Below are 21383 nucleotides of genomic sequence, written 5' to 3'. Positions count from 1 at the left end.
CATCGTGACCGAAAAGACAGCCTGCCGCAGCCTTTTCTTTCCCTCGACGGCGAAAGGTTCCATCCGGCCTCAACTCGCTCTATAAGCCGCCACGCGCCCTTGTGGCGAATCCGAATTTCTCACAGCCAGCCATAGGATCGGCCGTTGTTTCGCTTCTTCCGCTCGACGGAAAACCAACGCCTCATCGCGAGGCTGGTAAGAGAATCCTTCCATGACCATAAGTTCGGCTATGGCGCGGCCATATTGTCGATGCTGGTGGTCGCCCTCATGACGGGGGCAAGCGCCTGGATCCTGCGCGAAATCACCAACGAGTTCGTGGTCTATAAGCGGATAGACCGCGTCAACCTGATTGCCGGGGGTGTGGCGGCGATCTTTGTTCTCAAGGGCATCGCGACTTTCGTCCAGACCTATTTCATGAGCCGCGTCGGCAATGCCATCATTGCCGACCGGCAGCGCAAGATCTACGACCGTATCCTGGCGCAAGGCATCGAATTCTACCATTCGACCTCGTCTTCCGACCTGATCACCCGCATGACCAACAACGCGCAGGCGGCGCGCAGCGTGCTCGACCTCGTCGTCACGTCCTATGTGCGCGACCTGGTGACGTTGGTTGTGCTGGTGATGGTCATGGTCTGGCAACAGCCGGCGCTGTCGCTGATCTGTTTCGTCGTCGGACCGGTGGCGATCTATGGCGTCAACCGCATCCTGAGACGCGTCCGCAAGATCGCGGCGATGGAATTCATCTCGCTCGGCCAGATCGTGCATGTGATGCAGGAGACGGCGATCGGTGTGCGGGTCGTCAAATCCTTCAATCTCGAAGCCGCTATGCGCAAGCGCATGCACAAGGCGGTGTCGGACGTCGAAACCCGTGCCAACAACATCGCCACGCTGGAAGCCGCCACCAGCCCGGTGATGGAAACGCTGGCCGGGCTGGCGATTGCCGGCGCCGTGCTGGTCAGCGGCCTGCTGGTGCTGCAGGGCGGCCAGATGCCGGGCAACATCATGGCCTTCATCGCCGCGCTGCTGCTGGCCTATGAGCCGGCAAAGCGCCTGGCCCGCGTCCGCATCTCGCTGGAGACGGGCATCGTCGGCGTGCGCATGATGTTCCAGCTCGCCGACCGGCCGCTGACGCTGGCCGAGAAACCCGGCGCCACGCCGCTGCAACCCGGTCCCGGCGAAATCCGCTTCGACAATGTCAGCTTCGCCTATCCGGAAAGCCCACCGGTGTTCGAAGGATTCAACCTGACGCTTGACGCCGGCAAGATGACGGCGCTGGTCGGACCGTCGGGCAGCGGCAAGTCGACGATCCTGAACCTGATCATGCGCATGTATGATCCGCAGACCGGCAAGGTGATGTTCGACGGCCAGGACATCTCGTTCGCGACGCTTGATTCGCTCAGAAGCAAGATCGCCTATGTCAGCCAGGACACGTTCCTGTTTGCCGGCACCGTCATGCACAACATCCGCCTCGGCCGCGAGGACGCGACCGACGATGAGGTGGTCGCCGCCGCCAAGGCCGCCAACGCACATGACTTCATCAGCGCCATGCCCAAGGGCTACGACACCGAGGTCGGCGAGAACGGCTCGCTATTGTCCGGGGGCCAGCGTCAGCGCATTTCGATCGCGCGCGCCATGCTGCGCAACGCCGAGATCCTGCTGCTCGACGAGGCGACCAGCGCGCTCGATGCCGAATCGGAAGCGCTGTTCCGGGACGCGCTGCAGCAGCTTACCGTCGGGCGCACGACGATCGTGATCGCGCACCGGCTGTCGACCGTGCACCAGGCCGACACGATCGTGGTGCTGGAAAAGGGCAAGGTGGTGGAAAGCGGCCCGCACAAGACGCTGCTCAAGCAGGGCGGGCTCTACCAGAAGCTTTATGAATATCAGCTGATGCCGTGACGCAGCGCCTCTCCTTCTCCCCTTGCGGGAGAAGGTGGATCGGCGCGCAGCGCCGAGACGGATGAGGGGTGTTCCAGCGGAGTGAGACGTTGGCGAATTCTGACTGGATAAGCGGTGCCGCCAAGCTGGAGCACCCCTCATCCGTCGCCTTCGGCGACACCTTCTCCCACAAGGGGAGAAGGGGAAATGCGCCCTCTACTCCGGCACCTTCCTGACCGCGCCCTTGTCGGCGCTGGTGGCGAAAGCCGCATAGGCACGCAATGCCGTCGTCACCTTGCGCTTGCGCTTCTCGGCCGGCTTCCAGGCGTCTGCGCCCTTGGCGTTCATCGCAGCCCGGCGCATTTCGAGCTCGGCATCGCTGATAGCGAGGCGAATAGTGCGGTTGGGTATGTCGATCTCGATCGTGTCGCCTTCCTGGACCAAGCCGATGGCGCCGCCTTCGGCGGCTTCCGGCGAGACGTGGCCAATGGACAGGCCCGACGTGCCGCCGGAGAAGCGGCCGTCGGTGATCAGCGCGCAGGCTTTGCCGAGGCCCTTCGACTTCAGGTAGCTGGTCGGGTAGAGCATCTCCTGCATGCCGGGGCCGCCGCGCGGTCCCTCGTAGCGGATGACGACGATGTCGCCGGCCTTGATCTCGTTACCGAGGATCGCCTTGACCGAGGCGTCCTGGCTTTCGAAGACGCGGGCCGGGCCGGTGAATTTCAGGATCGACTCATCCACGCCGGCAGTCTTCACGATGCAGCCGTCGAGCGCCAGATTGCCCTTCAAAACGGCAAGACCGCCATCCTTCGAGAACGGCGTCCTGGCCGAGCGGATGACGCCCTTCTCACGGTCGAGATCGAGTTCGTCCCAGCGGCGGTCCTGGCTGAAGGCGACCTGGGTCGGCACGCCGCCGGGAGCGGCGAGGAAGAAGTCGCGGACGTTTTCGGCAGAGGTGCGCGAAATATCCCAGTGGTCGAGGGCCTCGCCGAGGGTCGCCGTATGCACCGTCGGCAGGTCGCGATTGATCAGGCCTGCCTGGTCGAGCTGGCCGAGAATCGCCATGATGCCGCCGGCGCGGTGGACGTCCTCCATGTGCACGTCGGACTTGGCCGGCGCCACCTTGCAGAGCACCGGCACCTTGCGCGACAGCCGGTCGATGTCCTCCATGGTGAAGTCGACCTCGCCTTCATGCGCGGCGGCAAGGATATGCAGCACCGTGTTGGTCGAACCACCCATGGCGATATCCAGCGCCATGGCGTTCTCGAAGGCGCCCTTGGAGGCGATGCTGCGCGGCAGTGCCGTTTCGTCGTCCTGCTCGTAATAGCGCTGGGCGAGATCGACGACGAGATGGCCGGCCTCGACGAACAGGCGCTTGCGGTCGGCATGGGTGGCCAAGGTCGAGCCGTTACCCGGCAGCGACAGACCCAGCGCCTCGGTCAGGCAGTTCATCGAATTGGCGGTGAACATGCCGGAGCAGGAGCCGCAGGTCGGGCAGGCCGAGCGCTCGATGACCTTGACGTCCTCATCGGAGATCTTGTCGTCGGCGGCCGCGACCATGGCGTCGACCAGATCGAGCGCCTGCGCCTTGCCGGCCAGCACCACCTTGCCGGCCTCCATCGGACCGCCGGAAACGAAGACGGTCGGGATATTGAGGCGCAGCGAGGCCATCAGCATGCCGGGGGTGATCTTGTCGCAGTTGGAGATGCAGACCATGGCGTCGGCGCAATGCGCGTTGACCATGTATTCGACGGAATCGGCGATCAGCTCGCGCGACGGCAGCGAATAGAGCATGCCGTCGTGACCCATCGCGATGCCGTCGTCGACGGCGATGGTATTGAACTCCTTGGCGACGCCGCCAGCCTTCTCGATCTCGCGCGCGACGAGCTGGCCGAGATCCTTCAGATGGACATGGCCCGGCACGAACTGGGTGAAGGAATTGACCACCGCGATGATCGGCTTGCCGAAATCCGAATCCTTCATGCCGGTGGCGCGCCAGAGGCCGCGAGCGCCGGCCATGTTGCGGCCATGGGTGGTGGTGCGGGAACGATAGGCGGGCATTCGATTGTCCTTGCTGGCTGGCCACACCGATGCGCGGCGGGCGGCGCTCGAATTTAGTCGGCAGCGGTTATAGCGGCCATGTTCCGGCATGACCACCATTTTGCGCTGCGCCAGCATGCTTCGGCAAATTTGCGCTTTTCAGGAAATTTTTGCTGTCGCTGTCGGATGACGCCTCGCTGAAGCGTCCTTGAGGCAGACGGCATCGAATTGGCAAGAAATCGCCACCGAGCCGTTTGACGACGAAGCCAACATGAAGCCCGAGGAGCAAGGCATGCAGAAGATCACCACCTTCCTGTGGTTCGACGATCAGGCCGAGGAGGCCATGAACCACTACATCTCCATCTTCAAGAATTCGAAGGTGCTGAGCGTGACGCGCTGGCCCAAGGGCCATCCCCAGGAAGGCCAGGTGCTGGTCGCCTCGTTCGAGCTCGACGGCGTGCAATTCCAAGCCCTCAACGGCGGGCCGCAATACAAGTTCACCGAAGCGATCTCGCTGTCGATCGACTGCAAGACGCAGGAAGAGGTGGATCATTTCTGGACCAGGCTCACCGAAGGCGGCGAACCGGGACGCTGCAGCTGGCTGAAGGACAAGTTCGGCGTTTCCTGGCAGGTCGTGCCGGAGCAACTGCCGCGGCTGCTTCAGGATCCGGACCGCGAGAAAGCCGGCCGCGTGATGTCCGCGATGATGCAGATGGGCAAGATCGACATCGCCAAGATCGGGGAAGCGGCGAAGGGGTGAGCACTTTTTCCTTCTCCCCTTGTTGTGGGAGAAGGTGGATCGGCGCGCAGCGCCGAGACGGATGAGGGGTGTTCCAGCGGAGTGATGCGTTGGCTTTCCCTGGAACACCCCTCATCCGACCTCGCTTCGCGAGGCCACCTTCCCCCACAAGGGGGGAAGGGAAAAACACTCACGCCGCTTTGTCGCGCACCTGGTAATCCTTGACCGCGGTGAAGCGGATCGCTTTCCAACGCTCGGCTTCGTAGTTCAGCGAGAAGGCGTGCTGGGCGAGAAAGACCGGATCGTTGTCGAGGTCGCGGGCGATGTCGCCCCGATGCGCCTCGATGAAACGCTGGACTTCCGCCTTGTCGTCGGCCGAGATCCAGCGGCAGATCGAGAAACGCGACATCTCGAAATCAACCGGCAGCGTGTATTCGATGTTCAGCCGTTCCTTCAGAACGTCGAGCTGCAGCGCGCCGACGACGCCGACGATCGCCGGCGAGCCGTCCTCGGGCGAGAACAGCTGCACGACGCCTTCCTCGGCCATCTGGTGCAGCGCTTCCTTCAGCTTCTTGGCCTTCATGGCGTCGCCGAGGCGCACGCGGCGCAGGATTTCGGGCGCGAAGTTCGGCACGCCGCGGAACAGGATCTCCTCGCCTTCGGTCAGCGTGTCGCCGATGCGCAGGGTGCCGTGGTTGGGGATGCCGACGACGTCGCCGGCGAAGGCCTCGTCGGCGGTGACGCGGGTGCGGGCGAAGAAGAACTGCGGCGCCGACAGGCTCATCGGCTTGCCGGTGCGCACCAGCTTGGCCTTCATGCCGCGCTCAAGCTTGCCCGAGCAGACGCGCACGAAGGCGATGCGGTCGCGGTGGTTCGGATCCATGTTGGCCTGGATCTTGAAGACGAAGGAGGTCATCTTCTCCTCCGTCGCCTCGACCGTTCGCTCGTCGGCTTCCTGGGCGCGCGGCGGCGGGCCGTAGGCGCCGAGCGCCTCGATCAGGTCGCGCACGCCGTAATTGCGCAACGCCGAGCCGAAATAGACCGGCGTCAGGTGGCCTTCGCGAAAGGCTTCCACGTCGAGCGGGCGACAAGCCTCCCGCGCGAGTTCCAGTTCCTCGATGAAGGCTTCGCGCTCGTTTTCGGGCAAAAGGCCGGCGACGCGGTTGGAATCGGGCCCGTTGACCGGCGTGCGCTCCTTTTCCGCGTCGCCCTTGCGCACCGCGTTCAGCGCCAGGTGGTAGGTGCCGGAAAAGGTCCTGCCACGGCCGATCGGCCAGGTGACGGGCGCGGTGTCCAGCGCCAGCTTCTGCTCGATCTCGTCGAGGATCTCGAATGGATCGCGGCTCTCGCGGTCCATCTTGTTGACGAAGGTTATGATCGGAATGTCGCGCAGCCGGCAGACCTCGAACAATTTCAGCGTGCGCGGCTCGATGCCCTTGGCGGCGTCGATGACCATGACCGCGGAATCCACCGCCGACAGCGTGCGATAAGTGTCGTCGGCGAAATCCTCGTGGCCGGGCGTGTCGAGCAGGTTGAAGACGTTGTCGTCATATTCGAAGGTCATCACCGAGGTAACGACCGAGATGCCGCGCTCGCGCTCGATCTTCATCCAGTCGGACCGCGTCTGGATGCGGTCCTTCTTGGCCTTGACCTCGCCGGCGAGCTGGATGGCGCCGCCGAACAGCAGCAGCTTTTCGGTGAGCGTGGTCTTGCCGGCGTCAGGGTGCGCGATGATCGCGAAGGTGCGGCGGCGCGATACCGCCTGTTCGATGTCTTCTGCCAATTTTTGGAATCCTGTCTGTGGCGCGGGCTTCTAGCAGCGCATTGCCAGCCTGTCGACGGTTTTGGACAGACCGGTTCGACCGGCGCAGCAGAGAGACGTGCCGTCGGCAAAAGACCTTGGTCCTCAATTCCACATTCCGTCGCGATCGGTCTTGCCGCCGTATCTGGTGACCGACGATATTTCCAAGCGTTTGATACCGATGTCGCGCAACAGGTAGTCCGGCAACTCGTCCAGCCAGGCGCGATCTCTGCGAATGCGGACCATCCGCGCGAGGACGCGCAGGCCGGAACGGCATATTTCGACGGCTGTCGCGAAGAAACGCCCGTTAACGGATGAGCGGGCGACGGGCTTCATTCCCATGCGAAGGGATGGCATGATCATCTTCCTTTTGTTTGAACGAAAGGATCGGGAGGGCCGTGCAGGCCCTCCCGAAGACGCTGCGCGTGTCAGGACCGGTCGTGCTCGCAGCTCACATAAGGGTTCCAGTCGGCGAACATGCCGGCCGGGTTGTGCCGCCAGTGCCAGACATGGAGCTCGTAATACGGGTCCACCGGATGGACTCCCACCGTCGTCTTGCGCTGCAGGGTGCGGCCGAGGAATTCGGGTACGCCTTTGCCCTTCCAGTCCTTTTCGAAGACGATGTATTCCATGCCGACGAGCTGCATCGAGCCATCGGCCTCTGGCTCGTAGGTCAGCACGTCCGGCTCGCCGAGCACGAGCCTGCCGTCGCCGGCCCGCTCGGGATGGATGAAATGGACGCCCATCGTTCCGTGCTGGTCATGCGTCGTGCATTCGAACAGCTGCCGATAGCCGTCCGCCTTGGCGACCTCGATGTCGAGATACCTGGCCGCCATCTCCCGAGACCGGTTGAGCACCGGATCGGGCATGTCGTGGGCGACCGCGGTGCCGCAAAACAGCGCGGAGGCGCCGACGGCAAGGACAATTTCGGCAAAGCGCTTCACGATCGATCCTCCCCGTCAGGCTGCGGCGTAAGCCGTCGTCGGATCGAACAGGCGCTTGACCTGCGTGATCTTCGTTGCCGGGAAGCCGCTCATCTTGGCATGACGCTGGATGATCGCCTCGTCCTTGGCGAGATAGACGCAAAAGGTCTTGTCGTCCGCCACGAAGGATTCGACCCACTGGATGTCGGGGCCAAGCTCGGCCAGAACGGCATTCGAGGCCTTGGACGCATCGCGAAGCTGCTCGCGCTCGAAGGTGCCGACCTTGGGAATCTCGCGTTCGATGATGTATTTGTGCATATCATAATCTCCTTGATCTGGGTTCAAATGCCACCGGGCGCCCGACCAGGTCGGTGCCCGTGACATCCCGGGGGCCGCTGAGCTAAACTGCAGCTTGGCCCGCCAGGCAGACGGAGAATTACGAAAGCGGCGGCCAACAGTCCTTACGCCACCCTTATCTTATTCTGATCCTTTGCCTATTGCCGTTACAGGGATTGCTGCCGATGGGAATTTATTGCTTCGGCGACTTCGAACTCAATGAGGAGTCCCGCGCCCTTCGCCTCGCCGGAAGCGAGATCGAGGTGCAGCCTCTGGTCTTCGATTTCTTCGCCGTTCTGCTGCGCCATCAGGAGCGCGCCTTGAGCAAGGACGAATTGCTTGAGACGCTGTGGCCCGACGTGACCGTGACCGAGGCTTCGCTGCAGCGCGTGGCGAGCCTTGCCCGCGGCATCCTTCGCCAGGGCGGCATGGAGACGGCGCTGCGCAACCTGCCCCGCTTCGGCTACCGGATTTGCCTCGATCAGCCGGCCGCCTTGCAAACCAGGCCGGCGGCGGCCGATGCGGGCGGCAGGCCCTCGATCCCCGGCCTGCCAATTCTGTCGGCGCGGGCTGCCGTTGCAGCGAGGAAATGGCATGACGCAGCGGCCTCTTTCACGCAAGCGGATGCCGCCGACGAGCTGCTGACGGCCGATCTCGAGGAATGGGCGCTGGCGCTGGAATGCATGGGCCGGCCGGCCGAAGCCATTCCGCTTCTGGCGCGCGCGGTGACGGCTTACGGCGTGGCCGGCGAGCGACTGCGCGCGGCTTCCCCCGCAATCACCCTCGCCAGGATCCACCTCGAGAGAGGCGAGCTTGCCGTCGCCAAGGGCTGGCACAAGCGCGCCGCGCAGTTGATCGATACCGCTTCCGACAGCAGGGAGCACGGTCTCTGGTGCTGGATGGGGGCGCGCATCATGGGCGCGGAAGCCGAGCCGGAACAGGCGCTTGCGCTGGCTGAACAGGCCTTCGCGGTCGGCAGGCACCTCGACGATCCGGTGGTGGAGTCGCTCGGCCTTATCTATCGCGGCTTCTTCAAGCTGTGTCTCGGTGAAACCAAAGCCGGGCAGGAGGATCAGGACCTTGCCGCCGCGCTCGGCCTGTCCAGCGATGTCGACCCGGTCGTCGGCGGGATCCTCTATTGCAACATTCTGTGGGCCTGCCGGAATTTCGGCGACTGGTCGCGCGCCAACCAATGGACGCTCGGCTACGAAGATTGGTGCAGGGGACACGGGCTGGAAGACCTTTCGGGCTCGTGCCGGCTGCATCGCGCCGAAGTGCTCGGCGTTCATGGCACGCTGAAGGAGGCGGAAGCGCTTGTGCGCGCGGCACTCGACCAGCTCGCACGCGACGCGCCATGGGCGACCGGCGATGCTTTGCGCGTGCTGGGCGACATTCACCTGGCGGCCGGAGAATTCACGGAAGCCGAAACGGCCTACCGCGCATCGCACGCAGCAGGCTGGGATCCGCAGCCCGGACTTGCGCTGCTGCAACTGGAGCAAGGGCAGGCGGAGGCCGCTTTCAGCGCTCTCGAACGTTCCCTGGTGGGCAATGGCTGGCCGACCTTGCTGCGGCGAGGCATGGTCCTCGCCACGCTCGCCAAGGTGGCGGCGCGGACCAATCGGCGCGAGCGGGCGAAGGAGGTGATCGCCGAATTGGACACCCAGCCGCAGCGCTGGCCGATGGCCTCCATCCAAGCGCTGACCGCGGAAGCCAAAGCGGAGCTTTTCATGCAGGAAGAGCGTCCCGCCGAGGCTGCCCGGGAGCTGCAGATCGCATGCTCGCACTGGAACGAGATCGGCTCGCCGATCAATGTCGCTGACGCCCGGCTGTCGCTCGCGGCGCTGCTCATCAGGATGGGCGATCGTTCCGGCGCTGAGCTGGAGCTCGGCACCGCGCTGGCGATTGCGAAGAAAGTCGACTCTTCACGGCTCATGCGGCGCTGCGACGAGCTGAAGGGCCTGATTGCCGGGGCGCAGGGGGTAGCGGTGGGCAGCGTCTAGCTCTCACTTGAGGTCTGGCCGGCGCGGTGGCATGAGAGGGAAATCTCTCTCTCAAAGGTCCGGCATGAGCAGCGCAAAGCAAGTCATCGTCATCGGCGCCGGCATTATCGGCGCCTCGATCGCTTGGCATCTGACGCGGGCCGGCGCACGGGTGACGGTGGTTTCGGAAAGCCGCGCCGGCGGTGTCGCCACGCCGAATTCCTTTGCCTGGATCAATGCCAGCTGGGGCAATCCGGAAACCTATTTCCGGCTGCGCATCCGCGCCATGGCCGAATGGAAGCGGCTGGCGAAGGACGTGCCGGGCCTGCCGCTCGCCTGGTGCGGCGGCCTGTGCTTCGACCTGCCCGCGGACAGGCTCGAAGCCTATGCGGTCGAGCATTCGTCCTGGGGCTACGGCATCGAGCGGGTCGGGCGCGAACAGGCGGCGCGCATCGAGCCCAATTTGGCGGAGCTTCCCGAGTTTGCACTTTATGTCGCGCAGGAAGGCGTGGCCGAGCCTGTGGAGACCACGAAGGCGCTGCTGGCCGATGCCGAACGGCGCGGCGCGCGGATCCTCAAGGGAAGCGTCGACAGGCTGGCTCTGGTCAACGGCAAGGTTACGGGCGTCGTCGCTTCGGGCGAGATCATCGCCGCCGACGAGGTGGTGATTGCGGCAGGCGCTGGCGCTCCGGCGATCGCCGCGACGGCAGGCATCAAGCTGCCGATCGAGACCCCGCCCGGCCTGATCGTGCATTCGCGACCGCACTCAAAGCTGCTCAACGGGCTGGTGCTGGCTGACAGACTGCATATGCGCCAGACCGCCGAGGGCCGCATCATCGCGGGCTCGGATTTCGGCGGCGGCGATCCGGGGGAGAATCCAGAGGCTGCCGCGCACGCGCTGTTCGCCGCGACGAAAGCGATGCTGCGCGACGCCAACGGGCTGGAATTCGACTTCCACACGATCGGCTACCGTCCGACGCCGGTCGACGGTTTCCCGATCGTCAGCCGCGCGGAAGGCATCGGCGGCCTTTACGTCGCCGTCACCCATTCCGGCATCACCCTGGCGCCGGCGATAGGCCTGTTTGCGGCCGGCGAAATCCTCGACGACGAGCGCGATGCGTTGCTTGAACCCTACGCGCTGTCGCGTTTCGCTCAGTAGCCAGGAGGCCGGTGAAACCCGCCGGTGAGCGACGCAATCGCGGCTGCAATGCCGAGCAGCCGCGCTTCCGACCATTTCCTGCCAACCAATTGAAGGCCGATCGGCAAGCCGTCGCGGTCCTGCCCACAAGGGAACGCGAGCGCCGGATGGCTGGAATAATTGAACACCGCGCCATAGGCCGGCAGCATCCAGTAGCTCTCTTCCTTGCCATCGATCTTGAGCGGACTGCCCGGCTTGCAGTGCGGGAAGGCCGTGGTCATGGCCACCGGGCAGAGCAAGGCATCGCAGCTGTCAAAGAACCGCTCCCAGGCAAGGATCGACCGGTCGCGGCGGGCAAGCGCGGCGAACCAGCGCGACACCGGCGTCGGCTGCTCCGGCGATTCCGGCTGCGCGGCTTCCAACATCATGCCGATCAATGCACCGCCTTCGGACAAATCGTCGTGCAAGTCGAGCTTCGGCAATTTCGCGTTCTCCACAACCGCGCCCGCCGAGGCCAGCTTCGCGGCCAGGCTTTCGACGGCGGCACGGATTTCGGCGGCAACCGGGAAGCCCGGGAAAGATTCGGCCACGGCGATGCGCAACGACTTGAGTTCGAGTTTCGGCATCGGCTCAACCGGCACGGGCGCCAGGTCGGTGTCCGCGCGGTCCGGTCCCGCAATGATCCGATAGATCAGCGCCAGATCCTCGATGTTGCGAGCAAGCGGGCCAACACATGACATCAGCCGCACGCTACGCGGCATGCCGCCGGGATTGGGAAAGGCGCCGGCCAGCGACACGCGATGTTCAGTTGGCTTCAGGCCATAGACGCCGCAGAAAGCAGCGGGCAAGCGTATGGAATCCTGCATGTCGGTGCCGACTTCGAACGGAGTCATGCCTGTGGCGACTGCCGCGGCCGCGCCACCGCTTGAGCCGCCGGCCGTGCGCGACGGATCCCACGGATTGGACGTGCGCCCGAACAGCGGATTGTCGGACTGCCAGTCGCCCAGCATAGTGGGGACATTGGACTTGCCGACCAGTATGGCGCCGGCTGCTTTAAGCCTTTCAACCACAGGGCTGTCCTGATTGGCCGCGTAGTCGGCGAAGGGTGGAAAGCCGACGGTGGTCCTCATGCCCGCCGTCTCGTGCGCATCCTTCAGCGTGAACGGCACCCCATGCAGCGGACCGAGCGTGTCGCCGCGCGCCGTTGCCGCATCGGCCAGCAGGGCACGTGCCCGCGCCTGTTCGCGATCGAAGATGACGACAGCGTTGACCGCCCCATTGTGCCGGTCGATCTGGGCAAGCTGCGCATCGAGCGCCTCGATCGCCGAAATTTTTCGCTGGGCAATGGCTGCCGCGAGCTCGGCAGTCGAGGAAAACCCGATATCCATGTGCACACTCCGGCTGCTTGCCGCGCTTCGCCTTGAACATGGCGGATGAGGGCGCGGCTTCAAGCCGAATTCAGCATCCGAAGCTCGCGAGCGCTTGATCGAAATTGCGCCAAGTGCCGATTTCCCTCACCCTGCCAGAGCCAACTGGATGGCCGCCGGCGCGAAAGGCTTGATGCTGGTGCTGTCGCGGGTCATGGTGACGAAACTCGACTGTGGAATCTCGTGCCAGGTCCGGCCGTCGCGATCGAACGGCTCGGAAACGATGCAGCGACCTACTCCCTTGGCGAAGGCGCCGGTATAAAGCGTCGGAGCATGCTCGTCGGTGGCGTAGCGAACGGCGTGAAGCGCCCGACCGTCGCTGAACGCAGCCGTCAGCTTCAGCGACGGTTCGATGCCGGCACCGCGCGCAGCCTCAAGGACGCGACTGGTGGCGCGCGACACCGCGCCTTGCGGGTCCTGCGCCAAGCCTTCGCCGATCATAAGCTGAAAGAACAGTTCGGAATCCGTGCTGCCTTCGATCTGGTCGAACAACGTATCGGAGAGGGAATTCTCGAGCGCGCGACGGATCTTCTCGAAGCCGCCGATCTGGCCGTTATGCATGAACGACCAGCGGCCCGAAACGAAGGGATGGCAGTTCGCGCGGCTGGTGACGCCGCCTGTCGAGGCGCGCACATGGGCCAGGAACAGGCCGGATTTTATCTGGCGTCCAAGGCTCCTGAGATTGGTATCGGAGCAGGCCGGCAGGACATCGCGGTAAAGGCCGGGTTCCGGCCGGTCACCGTACCAGGCTACGCCGAAGCCGTCGGCATTGGTCGGCGATTTCGCCTCCTTCGCGCCATGGCTCTGAACGATCAGGGAATGGGAGGGTGCGGCGATGACGTCCTCGAGGAAGATCGCGTCGCCGAGATAGGCTGCCCACCTGCACATTGTTTGATCCTCTGTCGATGCGTTTCCGGGCACGCGAATGCATTCGCGGCCCGCCGAGCGCCACGGATGACAGGAGGGAGCCTGGGCGTCCTTACGCCGCGCTTACGTTTTGCTGATCTCTGCCTGAATCCGGCAGCCTGGATCTTGCTTCAGCCGACCAGCGCCAGCGGGGCCGCCGCCGGCGCGAACGGACGGATGCCGGTGCCGCCCCTCGTCATGGTGACGAAGCTCGATGGCGGGATTGCCTGCCACTCGCCGCCGTTGCGGTCGAAGGGCTCGGAGACGATGCAATGGCCGGCGCGCTTCGCGAAGGCGCCGGTATAGAGCGTCGGCGCATGGCTGTCGGTGGCATAGCGGACGGCGTACAGCGCCTCGCCATCCGAAAAGGCCGCCGTCAGTTTCAAAGAGGGCTCGACGCCGGCCCGGCGGGAGGCTTCGATGACGCGACCGGTTGCCCGCGACACCGCGCCATGTGGGTCGGTCGCCAGTCCCTGGTCGATCATCAAGAGGAAAAAGAGCTCGGAATCGGTGGTGCCCTCGCGCTGATCGAAGACCGCGTCGGAGAGCGTGTTCTCCAGCGCGCGACGGATCCTTTCGAAGCCGCCGATCTGGCCGTTATGCATGAACGACCAGCGGCCGGAGACGAAGGGGTGGCAGTTCATGCGGCTGGTGGCGCCGCCGGTCGAAGCGCGCACATGGGCGAGGAACAGGCCCGACTTGATCTGCCGGCAGAGACTCTTGAGGTTGGGATCGGACCATGCCGGCAGGATGTCGCGGTAGAGTCCAGGCTCGGGCCGGTCGCCATACCAGGCCAGACCAAAGCCGTCGCCATTGGTCGGCGACTTGGCTTCCTGGGCGCAGTGGCTCTGGGCGATCAGCGAATGGCAGGGCGCGGTGATGATGTCTTCGAGGAAGACCGCTTCACCAAGATAGGCCGCCCACCGGCACATCGCTTTCCACCATCTATCAGGCGCGGTCCAGGAGAGCCTTTGGCTCCTTCACCGCGTGCGAGCCTCTGTTGTGCGTGCGCTCATAGAGCTCGCGAACGATTCGGCTGGCCGTAGTCTCGAACAGAAATGGCAAGAAAGCGTGAACGAGCGCGGCGCCCGCCGCCATCGACAGGCGCGAGCAGAACCAGGCGGCGAAAGCCATATGGCCGAAATAGGTCTCGCCGACCTTCTCCGGGTGAGCCGTGAACAGTGCCGTAAACCGTGTCGTCATGGTGATCCCTCCTGCCGGGATGAGTCCCGATAATGAGTATCGTGCCATACGGCTTTGGTTCATTGGTCCCAAATGGTCCTTGCTTTTCGATGTTTTGTGGGACATTCATCCCAACATGGCGACGGAAATCGATGAGATTGATCGAAGATTGCTGGCTGAGCTGCAACGCGACGGCACGCTGTCGGTCGACCAGCTGTCGGAGCGGGTGGCGCTGTCGCGCAATGCCTGTTGGCGGCGTGTCAAGCGGCTGGAGGAGGATGGCGTCATCACCGGCCGCGTCGCGCTGGTCGATGCCGACAAGCTTGGGCTTGGGCTGTCCGTCTTCATCCTGGTCCGCACCTCCAACCATGACCCGGACTGGTTGCAGAAATTCCGCGCGGCGGTTACCGGCTTTGCCGAGATCACCGGCGTCTACCGCATGTCGGGCGACCTCGACTATGTGCTGAGGGCCCGCGTCGCCGACGTGAAGGCCTATGACCGCCTCTACCAGCGGCTGATCGCCAAAGTGGCGCTGTCGGACGTCTCGGCCTCCTTCGTCATGGAGGAGATCAAGGAGACGACCGTGGTGCCGGTGGAACTGCGCTAGATAGGCCGAGGCCTCCGCGACTTCGTCATCCACGGGCGGAGCGGGAGCGAAGCGGACGCGGAGACCCGAGGATCCATTCCGTTACCTCGATCAGAGACTGCGGCGGAGCAGAATTCTGCACCGTTGCGACGCTTTGAGGTCACGGAATGGATCCTCGGGTCTGCGCCGCGTCGCTTCGCTCCTTGCTCCGCCCGTGGATGACGAAGTGACGAGTGTTTTCGCCAATCGCCAAAGTAGACCGCGAGGCCATAGTCACGCCAGAAAGAAAGCCGTTGATAGTATGGCGGGCGAGTTGACCGAATCGCCGCACGCGCCGATAGGATCGATTTCATGCGCACGGCTGTCCATTCTTCCTCCGTCATCGGCCCCACCGTCGGTTTCGTCAGGCTTCCGCATGGCGAAGGCCTGCCTCTACCTGCCTATGAGAGCTCAGGCGCCGCCGGCATGGATTTGCGCGCCGCGGTGCCGGAAGACCGGCCGCTGCTCATCCTGCCGGGAAAACGCGCGCTGGTGCCGACCGGGCTCGTCCTGGAAATCCCGGAAGGCATGGAAGGCCAGGTGCGGCCGCGCTCGGGCCTCGCCTTCAAGCATGGGCTCACCGTCCTCAACACGCCCGGCACCGTCGACAGCGACTATCGCGGCGAGGTGAAGGTGCTGCTGGTCAATCTCGGCGACGAGGATTTCTCGGTGACGCGCGGCATGCGCATTGCCCAGATCGTTTTCGCGGCCGTGACCCAGGTTGCGGTCGAGGAAAGAGCATTGGCCGGCGGTACGGCGCGCGGCGCAGGCGGCTTCGGGTCGACCGGCACCGCTTGAATGGCAGTCCCCAAGCTCGTTATCTTCGACTGCGACGGTGTCCTGGTCGACACTGAGAACCTCGCCAACAGGCGCCTCGCCGAATGGCTGACCGTCGCCGGGTTTACGACCACCTTCGAATATTGCCGCAAGAACTTCTCCGGCCGCAGCATGGCCTCGGTGCAGAAGGAGATCGAAGAGACGACCGAGGTGCGGCTCGGCGCCGACTTCGTCGAGCGCTGGAATGCCGGCCTGCCGGACCTTTTTTCAAACGGGGTCGAAGCGATCCCTTATGTGCGCGACTTCATCGATAAGGTGCGGGCCGCGGGCATCGCCTATTGCGTCGCCTCTTCGGCGCGGGTCGCGAAGATGCACATCACGCTGGGCCAGACCGGGCTGTTGCCGCTGTTCGAGCATGCGATGTTCTCGTCCACCATGGTCAGCCGAGGCAAGCCGTTCCCGGACCTCTTTCTGCATGCAGCAGGGACGATGGGCTTCCCGCCGGCCGACTGCATCGTCATCGAGGACAGCGTCGCCGGTACCCAAGCCGGCATTGCCGCCGGCATGCGGGTGTTCTCCTATTACGCCGATCCGCTCTCCGATCGCGACGGCCTGGCGGCGGCTGGTGGCATATTGTTCGACGATATGCGCGACCTTGCCGGGCTCGTGCCGATCCGCTGATCGCACCCGGCTGCGCATCGCAACGCGCCGTGCTAGCGTGAGCGCATCCGAGGGGGCGCGGCCGGTGATTTCCACCTTATGCCGTTTCATATTTGCATGCCTGCTGCTGCCATGCGTGTGCGCGGCCGCGATGGCCCAGGCCGTCAGCTTTCCGGAACTGAACACCGCCGTTCCCGGGCACCAGGACGTCACCTATTTCGACCTCGCCAAAATGATCGTGCCCGATCTCAAGTCCGGCAGCGACGGTTTCTACACAGGCGGCGCGCCGATCGAGATGCGCGACATCCTCGGCGGCGACGACGGCGGATCGCCGCCCGAGGCCGTCAACCTGCCGAATGCGGCGGTGCTGGCCATCAAGGCCGGCGGCAAGGACCGGCTGGCGATACTTCTAGACCTCGGCCAGGCGCAGGACAGCGCCGAAGGGTTTGCCGCGCTGGCGCTCTACGATCTCACCGGCAAGCCGAGGCTGCTCGACGCCGTCAATGTCGGAACCGACCGGAGCACCTATTTTCGCGATCCAGGAAAACTCCCGATCAGTGCGGGCGACGACGCGCTCATCACCATGAGCACACATTTCAATTCGAACCAGGGCTATGTCGGCACGATCCTGATCCTCGTCCGCGACGACCGCTTCGAGCCTATCGACCAGATCAACACGTTCGACGAGAATGTCTGCGCCTACAAGCGCACGCAGGACCTGTCCTTCCGGACGCTCGGCGGCGACAAACCCTACGCTGCGATCAAAGTGACGGTGACCGATGCCACCAAGCCGAGCGGCGAGAGTTGCGAGGAGCCGGCGCCCAAGGCGGTCTCGCACGACATTTCCGTCACCTATCGCTGGAATAAAGCCAGATCGCGTTACGCAAGCAATTCCGACGCTTTCGAGAAATTGTCAGCAGAAAACGCCAAACGTTTCTGAGCCGGAAGCATTCGTTTGCCCGGTTCAAGCGGTCGCTATAAATTCCCCGCACGACCCAACTCATGATTGAGGACCTGCCATGGACGACAAGGGCAAGATTTTTCGCGATCTGCACGCCTCCACCTTCGTCATGCCCAATCCCTGGGACATAGGCACGACAAAGCTTCTTTCTTCGTTCGGCTTCAAGGCGCTGGCGACGACCAGCGCCGGCTTCGCCTTCTCGCGCGGCCTGCCGGACGGCGCCGTGACCTTCGAAGCCATGATCCATCATTGCCGCGAGGTGACGGCCGCGACGGAGCTGCCGGTTTCGGCCGATCTGGAGCGCGGCAAGGGGGACAGCCCAGAACAGGCGGCCGAAACCATCTTCGCGGCCGAAGCCGCCGGTCTCGCCGGCTGCTCGATCGAGGACCACACCGGCGACCCTGGCAATCCGATCTACGATTTCTCGCTGGCGACGGAGCGCGTCGCTGCCGCTGTCGAGGCGGCCCGGGCGCTCAAGCATGATTTCGTCTTCACCGCGCGGGCCGAGAATTTCCTGTGGGGCAAGACAGACCTCGACGACACCATCAAGCGGCTTCAGGCTTTTGAGAAAGCCGGCGCGGACGTGCTCTATGCGCCGGGCATCGGCGACGTCGAAATGGTGCGCACGATCTGCTCGTCGGTGAGCCGGCCGGTCAATGTGATGGCCCGACCCGGCTTCACCATCGCCGACCTTGCCACGGCCGGAGCCAAGCGCATCTCGCTCGGACCGTGGCTGACCAATTTCGCCTATGGCATGCTGGAGACGGCGGCGCGCGAAATCCAGCAGGACGGCACCTTCGGCTTCGCCCAGGCGGCGATGCCGTTCGGCAAGCTGCAGGCGCTGTTCCGCGGCGGCACCGATTAAAGCAGTTCCCGCGCCGAAACCGCCTTGTGCAGGTGCACCATCATGGCGGCGGCGAAAAGCGGCGTCAGAAGGTTGAGCAGCGGCACGGCAAGGAACATGGCGATGACCAGCCCGGCCAGGAACACCGTGCCGGCATGTTTGCGGCGCAACGCCTTGGCCTCGGGCTCGGGACGAAACCGCATGGCGGCGAACTCGAAGAATTCGCGGCCCAGCAGATAGCCGTTGATGATGAAGAACGCGGCAATGTTGATGCCCGGCACCAGCAACAGCAGCAGCGCGACGATGTTGCCGAGGACGACCACGCCGAAGAATTTGAGGGCCAGCGCAAGCGAATGCAGCGCCGGCACGGCTCGGCCGGGCAGATCGTTGGGGTAGTCGGTACGTTCGACCACTTCGGCGACATCATCGAGGAACAGGCCGGCGACGATCGCGGTCACCGGCGCGATGAGCAAGGCCAACCCCACAGCCAGAACGATGCCGGCGATGATGCCGCCCAGCCACCCGGCCCAGGACGGCAGGCCTGGAAGCAGCGTTTGCAGCCATGGCCAGGCCAGCCATTCGAGCAGGCTCTCCAAACCGACCCAGAGCGCCAGCAGAGCGAGCAGCGTCAGCCCCAGCGTCTTTAGAAAGACGGAGCGGAATTCGGGAGAGAACAACCGGCTGGCGGCAGCGCGGGCGGCGTCGAGGATCACAGCGTCTTCAATCCCTCATCGAAAAAGACGCTTCGCAGATAAGCAGGCTGGATGCCAGGCGCAATTATTGCGCAAGCCTGGCCTGTCTGGCCGGAATGGTCATCGCCGCGACGCCGGCGACGACGAAGGCCATGCCGAGCCAGGCCGCCGGTCCGAGGCTTTCGCCGAGGAAGACGGCGCCGATGCCGACGCCGATCGGCACGCGCAGATAGGCCTGCGAGGTGGTGCCGACCGAGCCCAGCGTGTGGATGAGGCGGAAATAGATGACGAAGGCCAGCGCCGTCGAGAAGACCGACAGGCCGAGCAGGGCCAGGATCGATGCGCCCGACGGCGCAAGCGTCCATGGCCGGTCGACAACCAGGCTCAGCGGCACAAGGATGGCGGCGCCGCAAAGCATCGAACCCGCGGCGGGTATCATCGGATCGAGGCCCTTGAAGCCGCGGCCGAAGATCGCCGCGCCGGCATAGGAGACCGTCGCGATGACGATCGCAAGCTGCGCCCACAATTGATGGCCAAGCCCGCCAAGCGCCTGCGTGCCGATGATGAGACAGATGCCGACGATGCCGGCGCCGACGCCGAGCAGCTTGCGCGCCGTTACGGGCTCATGGCGCGTGATCAATGCCGTCAGCAGGAAGGTGAAGATCGGCGACGTCGAATTGAGGATGGTGGCGAGGCCGGCATCGACCGAGCGCTCGGCGGCGGCGATCAGCGTGAACGGCACGACGCTGTTGAGACAGGCCTGGAAGGCGAACCGGCGCCATACTGCCGCATCGGCCGGCATGGCAAGGCCGCGCCAGCAGATGATGGTGAAGAGAATGCCCCCGGCGATCAAGGTCCGGGCGGCGATGAAGGTCACAGGCGGGATCGTCTCGACGCCGATCTTGATGAAGGTGTAGGAAGCGCCCCACAGCACCGCCAGGACGCCGAGCAGCGCCAGTTCGGTGGACATTTCGCTCTTCTCGGACATTTCTGCGCCTTCTGCTGCGGGAACGATCCGCTTTGTTGTTACGCAATTGCTGACGGAATACCGCCACTCACTTTTCCTGGAATTGCTTCTAGCCCATGGCGGCGCGGAAATGTTTCGATCGCCGTGAAACCTTAGCGGTGAAGGCCGCGGTCGATATGGGCCAGTTCGACACGAACGCTGCCGCAGCCGGCGCTTCGCAAACAATGGCGATTTTCGGGGTAGGCAAAGCAATGCCAAGTCGCTAGACCCGCGCCCGGCCGGCATGCCAGATAGCCGGGCAGCCCTTGGCGGAGATTTTGATGCCGGAATATGACGTGCTTTGCATCGGCAATGCCATTGTCGACATCATCGCGCAGTGCGACGAAGCTTTTCTCGAGACCAACGGCATCATCAAGGGCGCGATGAACCTCATCGACGCCAAGCGCGCCGAACTGCTCTATAGCCGCATGGGCCCGGCGATCGAGGCTTCCGGCGGCAGCGCCGGCAACACCGCGGCCGGCGTCGCCAGCCTCGGCGGACGGGCCGCCTTCTTCGGCAAGGTGTCGAACGACGCGCTGGGCGAGATCTACACCCATGACATCCACGCCCAGGGCGTGGCCTTCGATACCGCACCGCTCAACGGCGAGCCGCCGACGGCGCGCTCGATGATCTTCGTCACGCCCGACGGCGAGCGTTCGATGAACACCTATCTCGGCGCCTGCGTCGAGCTTGGCCCCGAGGATGTCGAGGCCGACAAGGCCGCCGGCGCCAAGGTGACTTATTTCGAAGGCTATCTGTGGGATCCGCCGCGCGCCAAGGAGGCCATCCGGCAGACAGCGAAGCTGGCGCATGCGGCGGGCCGCGAAGTGTCGATGACGCTGTCGGATTCCTTCTGCGTCGACCGCTACCGCGACGAGTTTCTCGAGCTGATGCGTTCGGGCATCGTCGACATCGTCTTTGCCAACAGCCACGAGATCAAGTCGCTCTACCAGACCGCCTCCTTCGAGGAGGCGCTCGCCGCCATCCGCAAGGATTGCAGAATAGCCGCCGTCACTCGTTCTGAAAAAGGTTCGGTCATCGTGCGCGGCGACGAGACCGTCATCATCCAGGCGACGAAGATCAAGGAACTGGTCGACACGACCGGAGCCGGCGATCTCTACGCTGCCGGCTTCCTTTACGGTTACACGACCGGCCGCAGCCTCAAGGACTGCGGCGATCTCGGCTCGCTGTCGGCCGGGCTGGTGATCCAGCAGATCGGCCCGCGCCCGCGCCAGAATCTGCGTCGCGAGGCAGAGCAAGTGGGGCTTCTTTAGAGCTGCCCAATAAGTACCGTCGCGTCACCGCCAACAGGGTCAAAACCGGCTTGTCTGTCGCGCCCCTGTCATAGAGCGCTCCTACACGCAAACTGAGGCGTACTGTGACTGACATTGCGGCACGCTAAACCAGGGGTGTGAAGATGCATGCCAGCAACCTGCCGGGCCGCGGCGTTCGTTGCCGCCGCAGTTTTT

21 protein-coding genes are annotated in these 21383 nt (G+C 64.3%); 10 read left to right on the top strand and 11 right to left on the bottom strand.

What is annotated here, in order from left to right; all coding sequences use genetic code 11:
- Positions 1–144: 144 nt before the first annotated feature.
- Positions 145–1899 carry an ABC transporter ATP-binding protein gene (locus LB520_RS13820; RefSeq protein WP_224637860.1) on the top strand — a complete coding sequence of 585 codons (1755 nt, stop codon included), beginning with the start codon at positions 145–147 and terminating at the stop codon, positions 1897–1899.
- 195 nt (positions 1900–2094) lie between these two features.
- Here the strand turns inward: LB520_RS13820 and ilvD are convergent, their stop codons facing one another.
- Entirely contained in the window at positions 2095–3939 is a 1845-nt protein-coding gene (gene ilvD / locus LB520_RS13815; protein ID WP_224637859.1) for a dihydroxy-acid dehydratase, read from the bottom strand.
- A gap of 271 nt (positions 3940–4210) precedes the next feature.
- Between ilvD and LB520_RS13810 the strand changes: the two genes are divergently transcribed.
- Entirely contained in the window at positions 4211–4678 is a 468-nt protein-coding gene (locus LB520_RS13810; RefSeq protein ID WP_224637858.1) for a VOC family protein, read from the top strand.
- Positions 4679–4847: 169 nt separating this feature from the next.
- Here LB520_RS13810 and LB520_RS13805 read toward each other — a convergent pair whose 3' ends face one another.
- The 4 genes from LB520_RS13805 to LB520_RS13790 all read right to left on the bottom strand — a co-directional run bounded on the left by LB520_RS13805 (position 4848) and on the right by LB520_RS13790 (position 7699).
- Positions 4848–6440 carry a peptide chain release factor 3 gene (locus LB520_RS13805; protein ID WP_140843934.1) on the bottom strand — a complete coding sequence of 531 codons (1593 nt, stop codon included), beginning with the start codon at positions 6438–6440 and terminating at the stop codon, positions 4848–4850.
- A 123-nt stretch (positions 6441–6563) separates the two neighbouring features.
- Entirely contained in the window at positions 6564–6815 is a 252-nt protein-coding gene (locus tag LB520_RS13800; RefSeq protein ID WP_181174834.1) for a DUF1127 domain-containing protein, read from the bottom strand.
- 71 nt (positions 6816–6886) lie between these two features.
- Positions 6887–7402 carry a hypothetical protein gene (locus tag LB520_RS13795; protein ID WP_224603185.1) on the bottom strand — a complete coding sequence of 172 codons (516 nt, stop codon included), beginning with the start codon at positions 7400–7402 and terminating at the stop codon, positions 6887–6889.
- Between the two features lie 15 nt (positions 7403–7417).
- Positions 7418–7699, bottom strand: coding sequence for a DUF4242 domain-containing protein (locus LB520_RS13790; RefSeq protein WP_140843940.1), 282 nt, complete (start codon positions 7697–7699; stop codon positions 7418–7420).
- A 203-nt stretch (positions 7700–7902) separates the two neighbouring features.
- Here LB520_RS13790 and LB520_RS13785 point away from each other — a divergent pair, with 203 nt between their 5' ends.
- On the top strand, positions 7903–9717 hold the full coding sequence (locus LB520_RS13785) for a winged helix-turn-helix domain-containing protein (protein WP_224637857.1): 1815 nt from the start codon (positions 7903–7905) through the stop codon (positions 9715–9717).
- Between the two features lie 64 nt (positions 9718–9781).
- Positions 9782–10855, top strand: a complete 1074-nt coding sequence (locus LB520_RS13780; RefSeq protein ID WP_224637856.1) for an NAD(P)/FAD-dependent oxidoreductase — start codon at positions 9782–9784, stop codon at positions 10853–10855.
- Here the strand turns inward: LB520_RS13780 and LB520_RS13775 are convergent.
- The 4 genes from LB520_RS13775 to LB520_RS13760 all read right to left on the bottom strand — a co-directional run bounded on the left by LB520_RS13775 (position 10849) and on the right by LB520_RS13760 (position 14370).
- Positions 10849–12222 carry an amidase gene (locus tag LB520_RS13775; RefSeq protein ID WP_224637855.1) on the bottom strand — a complete coding sequence of 458 codons (1374 nt, stop codon included), beginning with the start codon at positions 12220–12222 and terminating at the stop codon, positions 10849–10851. The two genes, LB520_RS13780 and LB520_RS13775, sit on opposite strands and share 7 nt — an antisense overlap.
- Positions 12223–12348: 126 nt before the next feature.
- On the bottom strand, positions 12349–13149 hold the full coding sequence (locus LB520_RS13770) for a class II glutamine amidotransferase (RefSeq protein WP_224637854.1): 801 nt from the start codon (positions 13147–13149) through the stop codon (positions 12349–12351).
- A gap of 149 nt (positions 13150–13298) precedes the next feature.
- Positions 13299–14099 carry a class II glutamine amidotransferase gene (locus LB520_RS13765; RefSeq protein ID WP_224637853.1) on the bottom strand — a complete coding sequence of 267 codons (801 nt, stop codon included), beginning with the start codon at positions 14097–14099 and terminating at the stop codon, positions 13299–13301.
- Between the two features lie 16 nt (positions 14100–14115).
- Positions 14116–14370 (bottom strand): DUF6356 family protein, encoded by a 255-nt coding sequence (locus tag LB520_RS13760; RefSeq protein ID WP_040994452.1) that lies wholly within the window; start codon positions 14368–14370, stop codon positions 14116–14118.
- 115 nt (positions 14371–14485) lie between these two features.
- On the opposite strand from LB520_RS13760, the gene LB520_RS13755 reads away from it, so the two are divergent.
- The 5 genes from LB520_RS13755 (at position 14486) to LB520_RS13735 (ending at position 18237) form a co-directional block, all read left to right on the top strand.
- A complete protein-coding gene (locus tag LB520_RS13755; protein ID WP_095766090.1) occupies positions 14486–14956 on the top strand; it encodes an Lrp/AsnC family transcriptional regulator in 471 nt (156 codons plus the stop codon).
- Positions 14957–15286: 330 nt separating this feature from the next.
- Positions 15287–15772 (top strand): dUTP diphosphatase, encoded by a 486-nt coding sequence (gene dut / locus LB520_RS13750; protein ID WP_224526966.1) that lies wholly within the window; start codon positions 15287–15289, stop codon positions 15770–15772.
- Positions 15773–16432: an HAD family hydrolase gene (locus LB520_RS13745; RefSeq protein ID WP_224637852.1), complete on the top strand. Its 660-nt coding sequence runs from the start codon at positions 15773–15775 to the stop codon at positions 16430–16432.
- Between the two features lie 130 nt (positions 16433–16562).
- Positions 16563–17351 (top strand): hypothetical protein, encoded by a 789-nt coding sequence (locus tag LB520_RS13740; RefSeq protein WP_224637851.1) that lies wholly within the window; start codon positions 16563–16565, stop codon positions 17349–17351.
- A 79-nt stretch (positions 17352–17430) separates the two neighbouring features.
- On the top strand, positions 17431–18237 hold the full coding sequence (locus LB520_RS13735) for an isocitrate lyase/phosphoenolpyruvate mutase family protein (RefSeq protein WP_224628880.1): 807 nt from the start codon (positions 17431–17433) through the stop codon (positions 18235–18237).
- Here LB520_RS13735 and LB520_RS13730 read toward each other — a convergent pair.
- Positions 18234–18929, bottom strand: coding sequence for a sulfate transporter family protein (locus tag LB520_RS13730; RefSeq protein ID WP_224637850.1), 696 nt, complete (start codon positions 18927–18929; stop codon positions 18234–18236). The genes LB520_RS13735 and LB520_RS13730 overlap by 4 nt on opposite strands.
- Positions 18930–18993: 64 nt before the next feature.
- Positions 18994–19878, bottom strand: coding sequence for an EamA family transporter (locus LB520_RS13725; RefSeq protein ID WP_411969526.1), 885 nt, complete (start codon positions 19876–19878; stop codon positions 18994–18996).
- A 317-nt stretch (positions 19879–20195) separates the two neighbouring features.
- Here LB520_RS13725 and LB520_RS13720 point away from each other — a divergent pair, with 317 nt between their 5' ends.
- A complete protein-coding gene (locus LB520_RS13720) occupies positions 20196–21188 on the top strand; it encodes an adenosine kinase (protein ID WP_224628886.1) in 993 nt (330 codons plus the stop codon).
- The last annotated feature ends 195 nt before the right edge of the window (positions 21189–21383 follow it).

It is taken from the genome of Mesorhizobium sp. CA12 (genome assembly GCF_020165255.1).
Classification (GTDB): Bacteria; Pseudomonadota; Alphaproteobacteria; order Rhizobiales; family Rhizobiaceae; genus Mesorhizobium.
This window is presented reverse-complemented; position numbering and strand designations above follow the sequence as displayed.

What these genes read in the sequence shown, in the direction of transcription:
- LB520_RS13760 (WP_040994452.1), bottom strand. Translation starts at nt 14,370, where the DNA reads ATGACGACACGGTTTACGGCACTGTTCACGGCTCACCCGGAGAAGGTC.
- LB520_RS13785 (WP_224637857.1), top strand. Translation starts at nt 7,903, where the DNA reads ATGGGAATTTATTGCTTCGGCGACTTCGAACTCAATGAGGAGTCCCGC.
- LB520_RS13755 (WP_095766090.1), top strand. Translation starts at nt 14,486, where the DNA reads ATGGCGACGGAAATCGATGAGATTGATCGAAGATTGCTGGCTGAGCTG.
- dut (WP_224526966.1), top strand. Translation starts at nt 15,287, where the DNA reads ATGCGCACGGCTGTCCATTCTTCCTCCGTCATCGGCCCCACCGTCGGT.
- LB520_RS13720 (WP_224628886.1), top strand. Translation starts at nt 20,196, where the DNA reads ATGCCGGAATATGACGTGCTTTGCATCGGCAATGCCATTGTCGACATC.
- LB520_RS13765 (WP_224637853.1), bottom strand. Translation starts at nt 14,099, where the DNA reads ATGTGCCGGTGGGCGGCCTATCTTGGTGAAGCGGTCTTCCTCGAAGAC.
- LB520_RS13800 (WP_181174834.1), bottom strand. Translation starts at nt 6,815, where the DNA reads ATGCCATCCCTTCGCATGGGAATGAAGCCCGTCGCCCGCTCATCCGTT.
- LB520_RS13735 (WP_224628880.1), top strand. Translation starts at nt 17,431, where the DNA reads ATGGACGACAAGGGCAAGATTTTTCGCGATCTGCACGCCTCCACCTTC.
- LB520_RS13810 (WP_224637858.1), top strand. Translation starts at nt 4,211, where the DNA reads ATGCAGAAGATCACCACCTTCCTGTGGTTCGACGATCAGGCCGAGGAG.
- ilvD (WP_224637859.1), bottom strand. Translation starts at nt 3,939, where the DNA reads ATGCCCGCCTATCGTTCCCGCACCACCACCCATGGCCGCAACATGGCC.
- LB520_RS13740 (WP_224637851.1), top strand. Translation starts at nt 16,563, where the DNA reads ATGGCCCAGGCCGTCAGCTTTCCGGAACTGAACACCGCCGTTCCCGGG.
- LB520_RS13725 (WP_411969526.1), bottom strand. Translation starts at nt 19,878, where the DNA reads ATGTCCACCGAACTGGCGCTGCTCGGCGTCCTGGCGGTGCTGTGGGGC.
- LB520_RS13770 (WP_224637854.1), bottom strand. Translation starts at nt 13,149, where the DNA reads ATGTGCAGGTGGGCAGCCTATCTCGGCGACGCGATCTTCCTCGAGGAC.
- LB520_RS13775 (WP_224637855.1), bottom strand. Translation starts at nt 12,222, where the DNA reads ATGGATATCGGGTTTTCCTCGACTGCCGAGCTCGCGGCAGCCATTGCC.
- LB520_RS13790 (WP_140843940.1), bottom strand. Translation starts at nt 7,699, where the DNA reads ATGCACAAATACATCATCGAACGCGAGATTCCCAAGGTCGGCACCTTC.
- LB520_RS13780 (WP_224637856.1), top strand. Translation starts at nt 9,782, where the DNA reads ATGAGCAGCGCAAAGCAAGTCATCGTCATCGGCGCCGGCATTATCGGC.
- LB520_RS13745 (WP_224637852.1), top strand. Translation starts at nt 15,773, where the DNA reads ATGGCAGTCCCCAAGCTCGTTATCTTCGACTGCGACGGTGTCCTGGTC.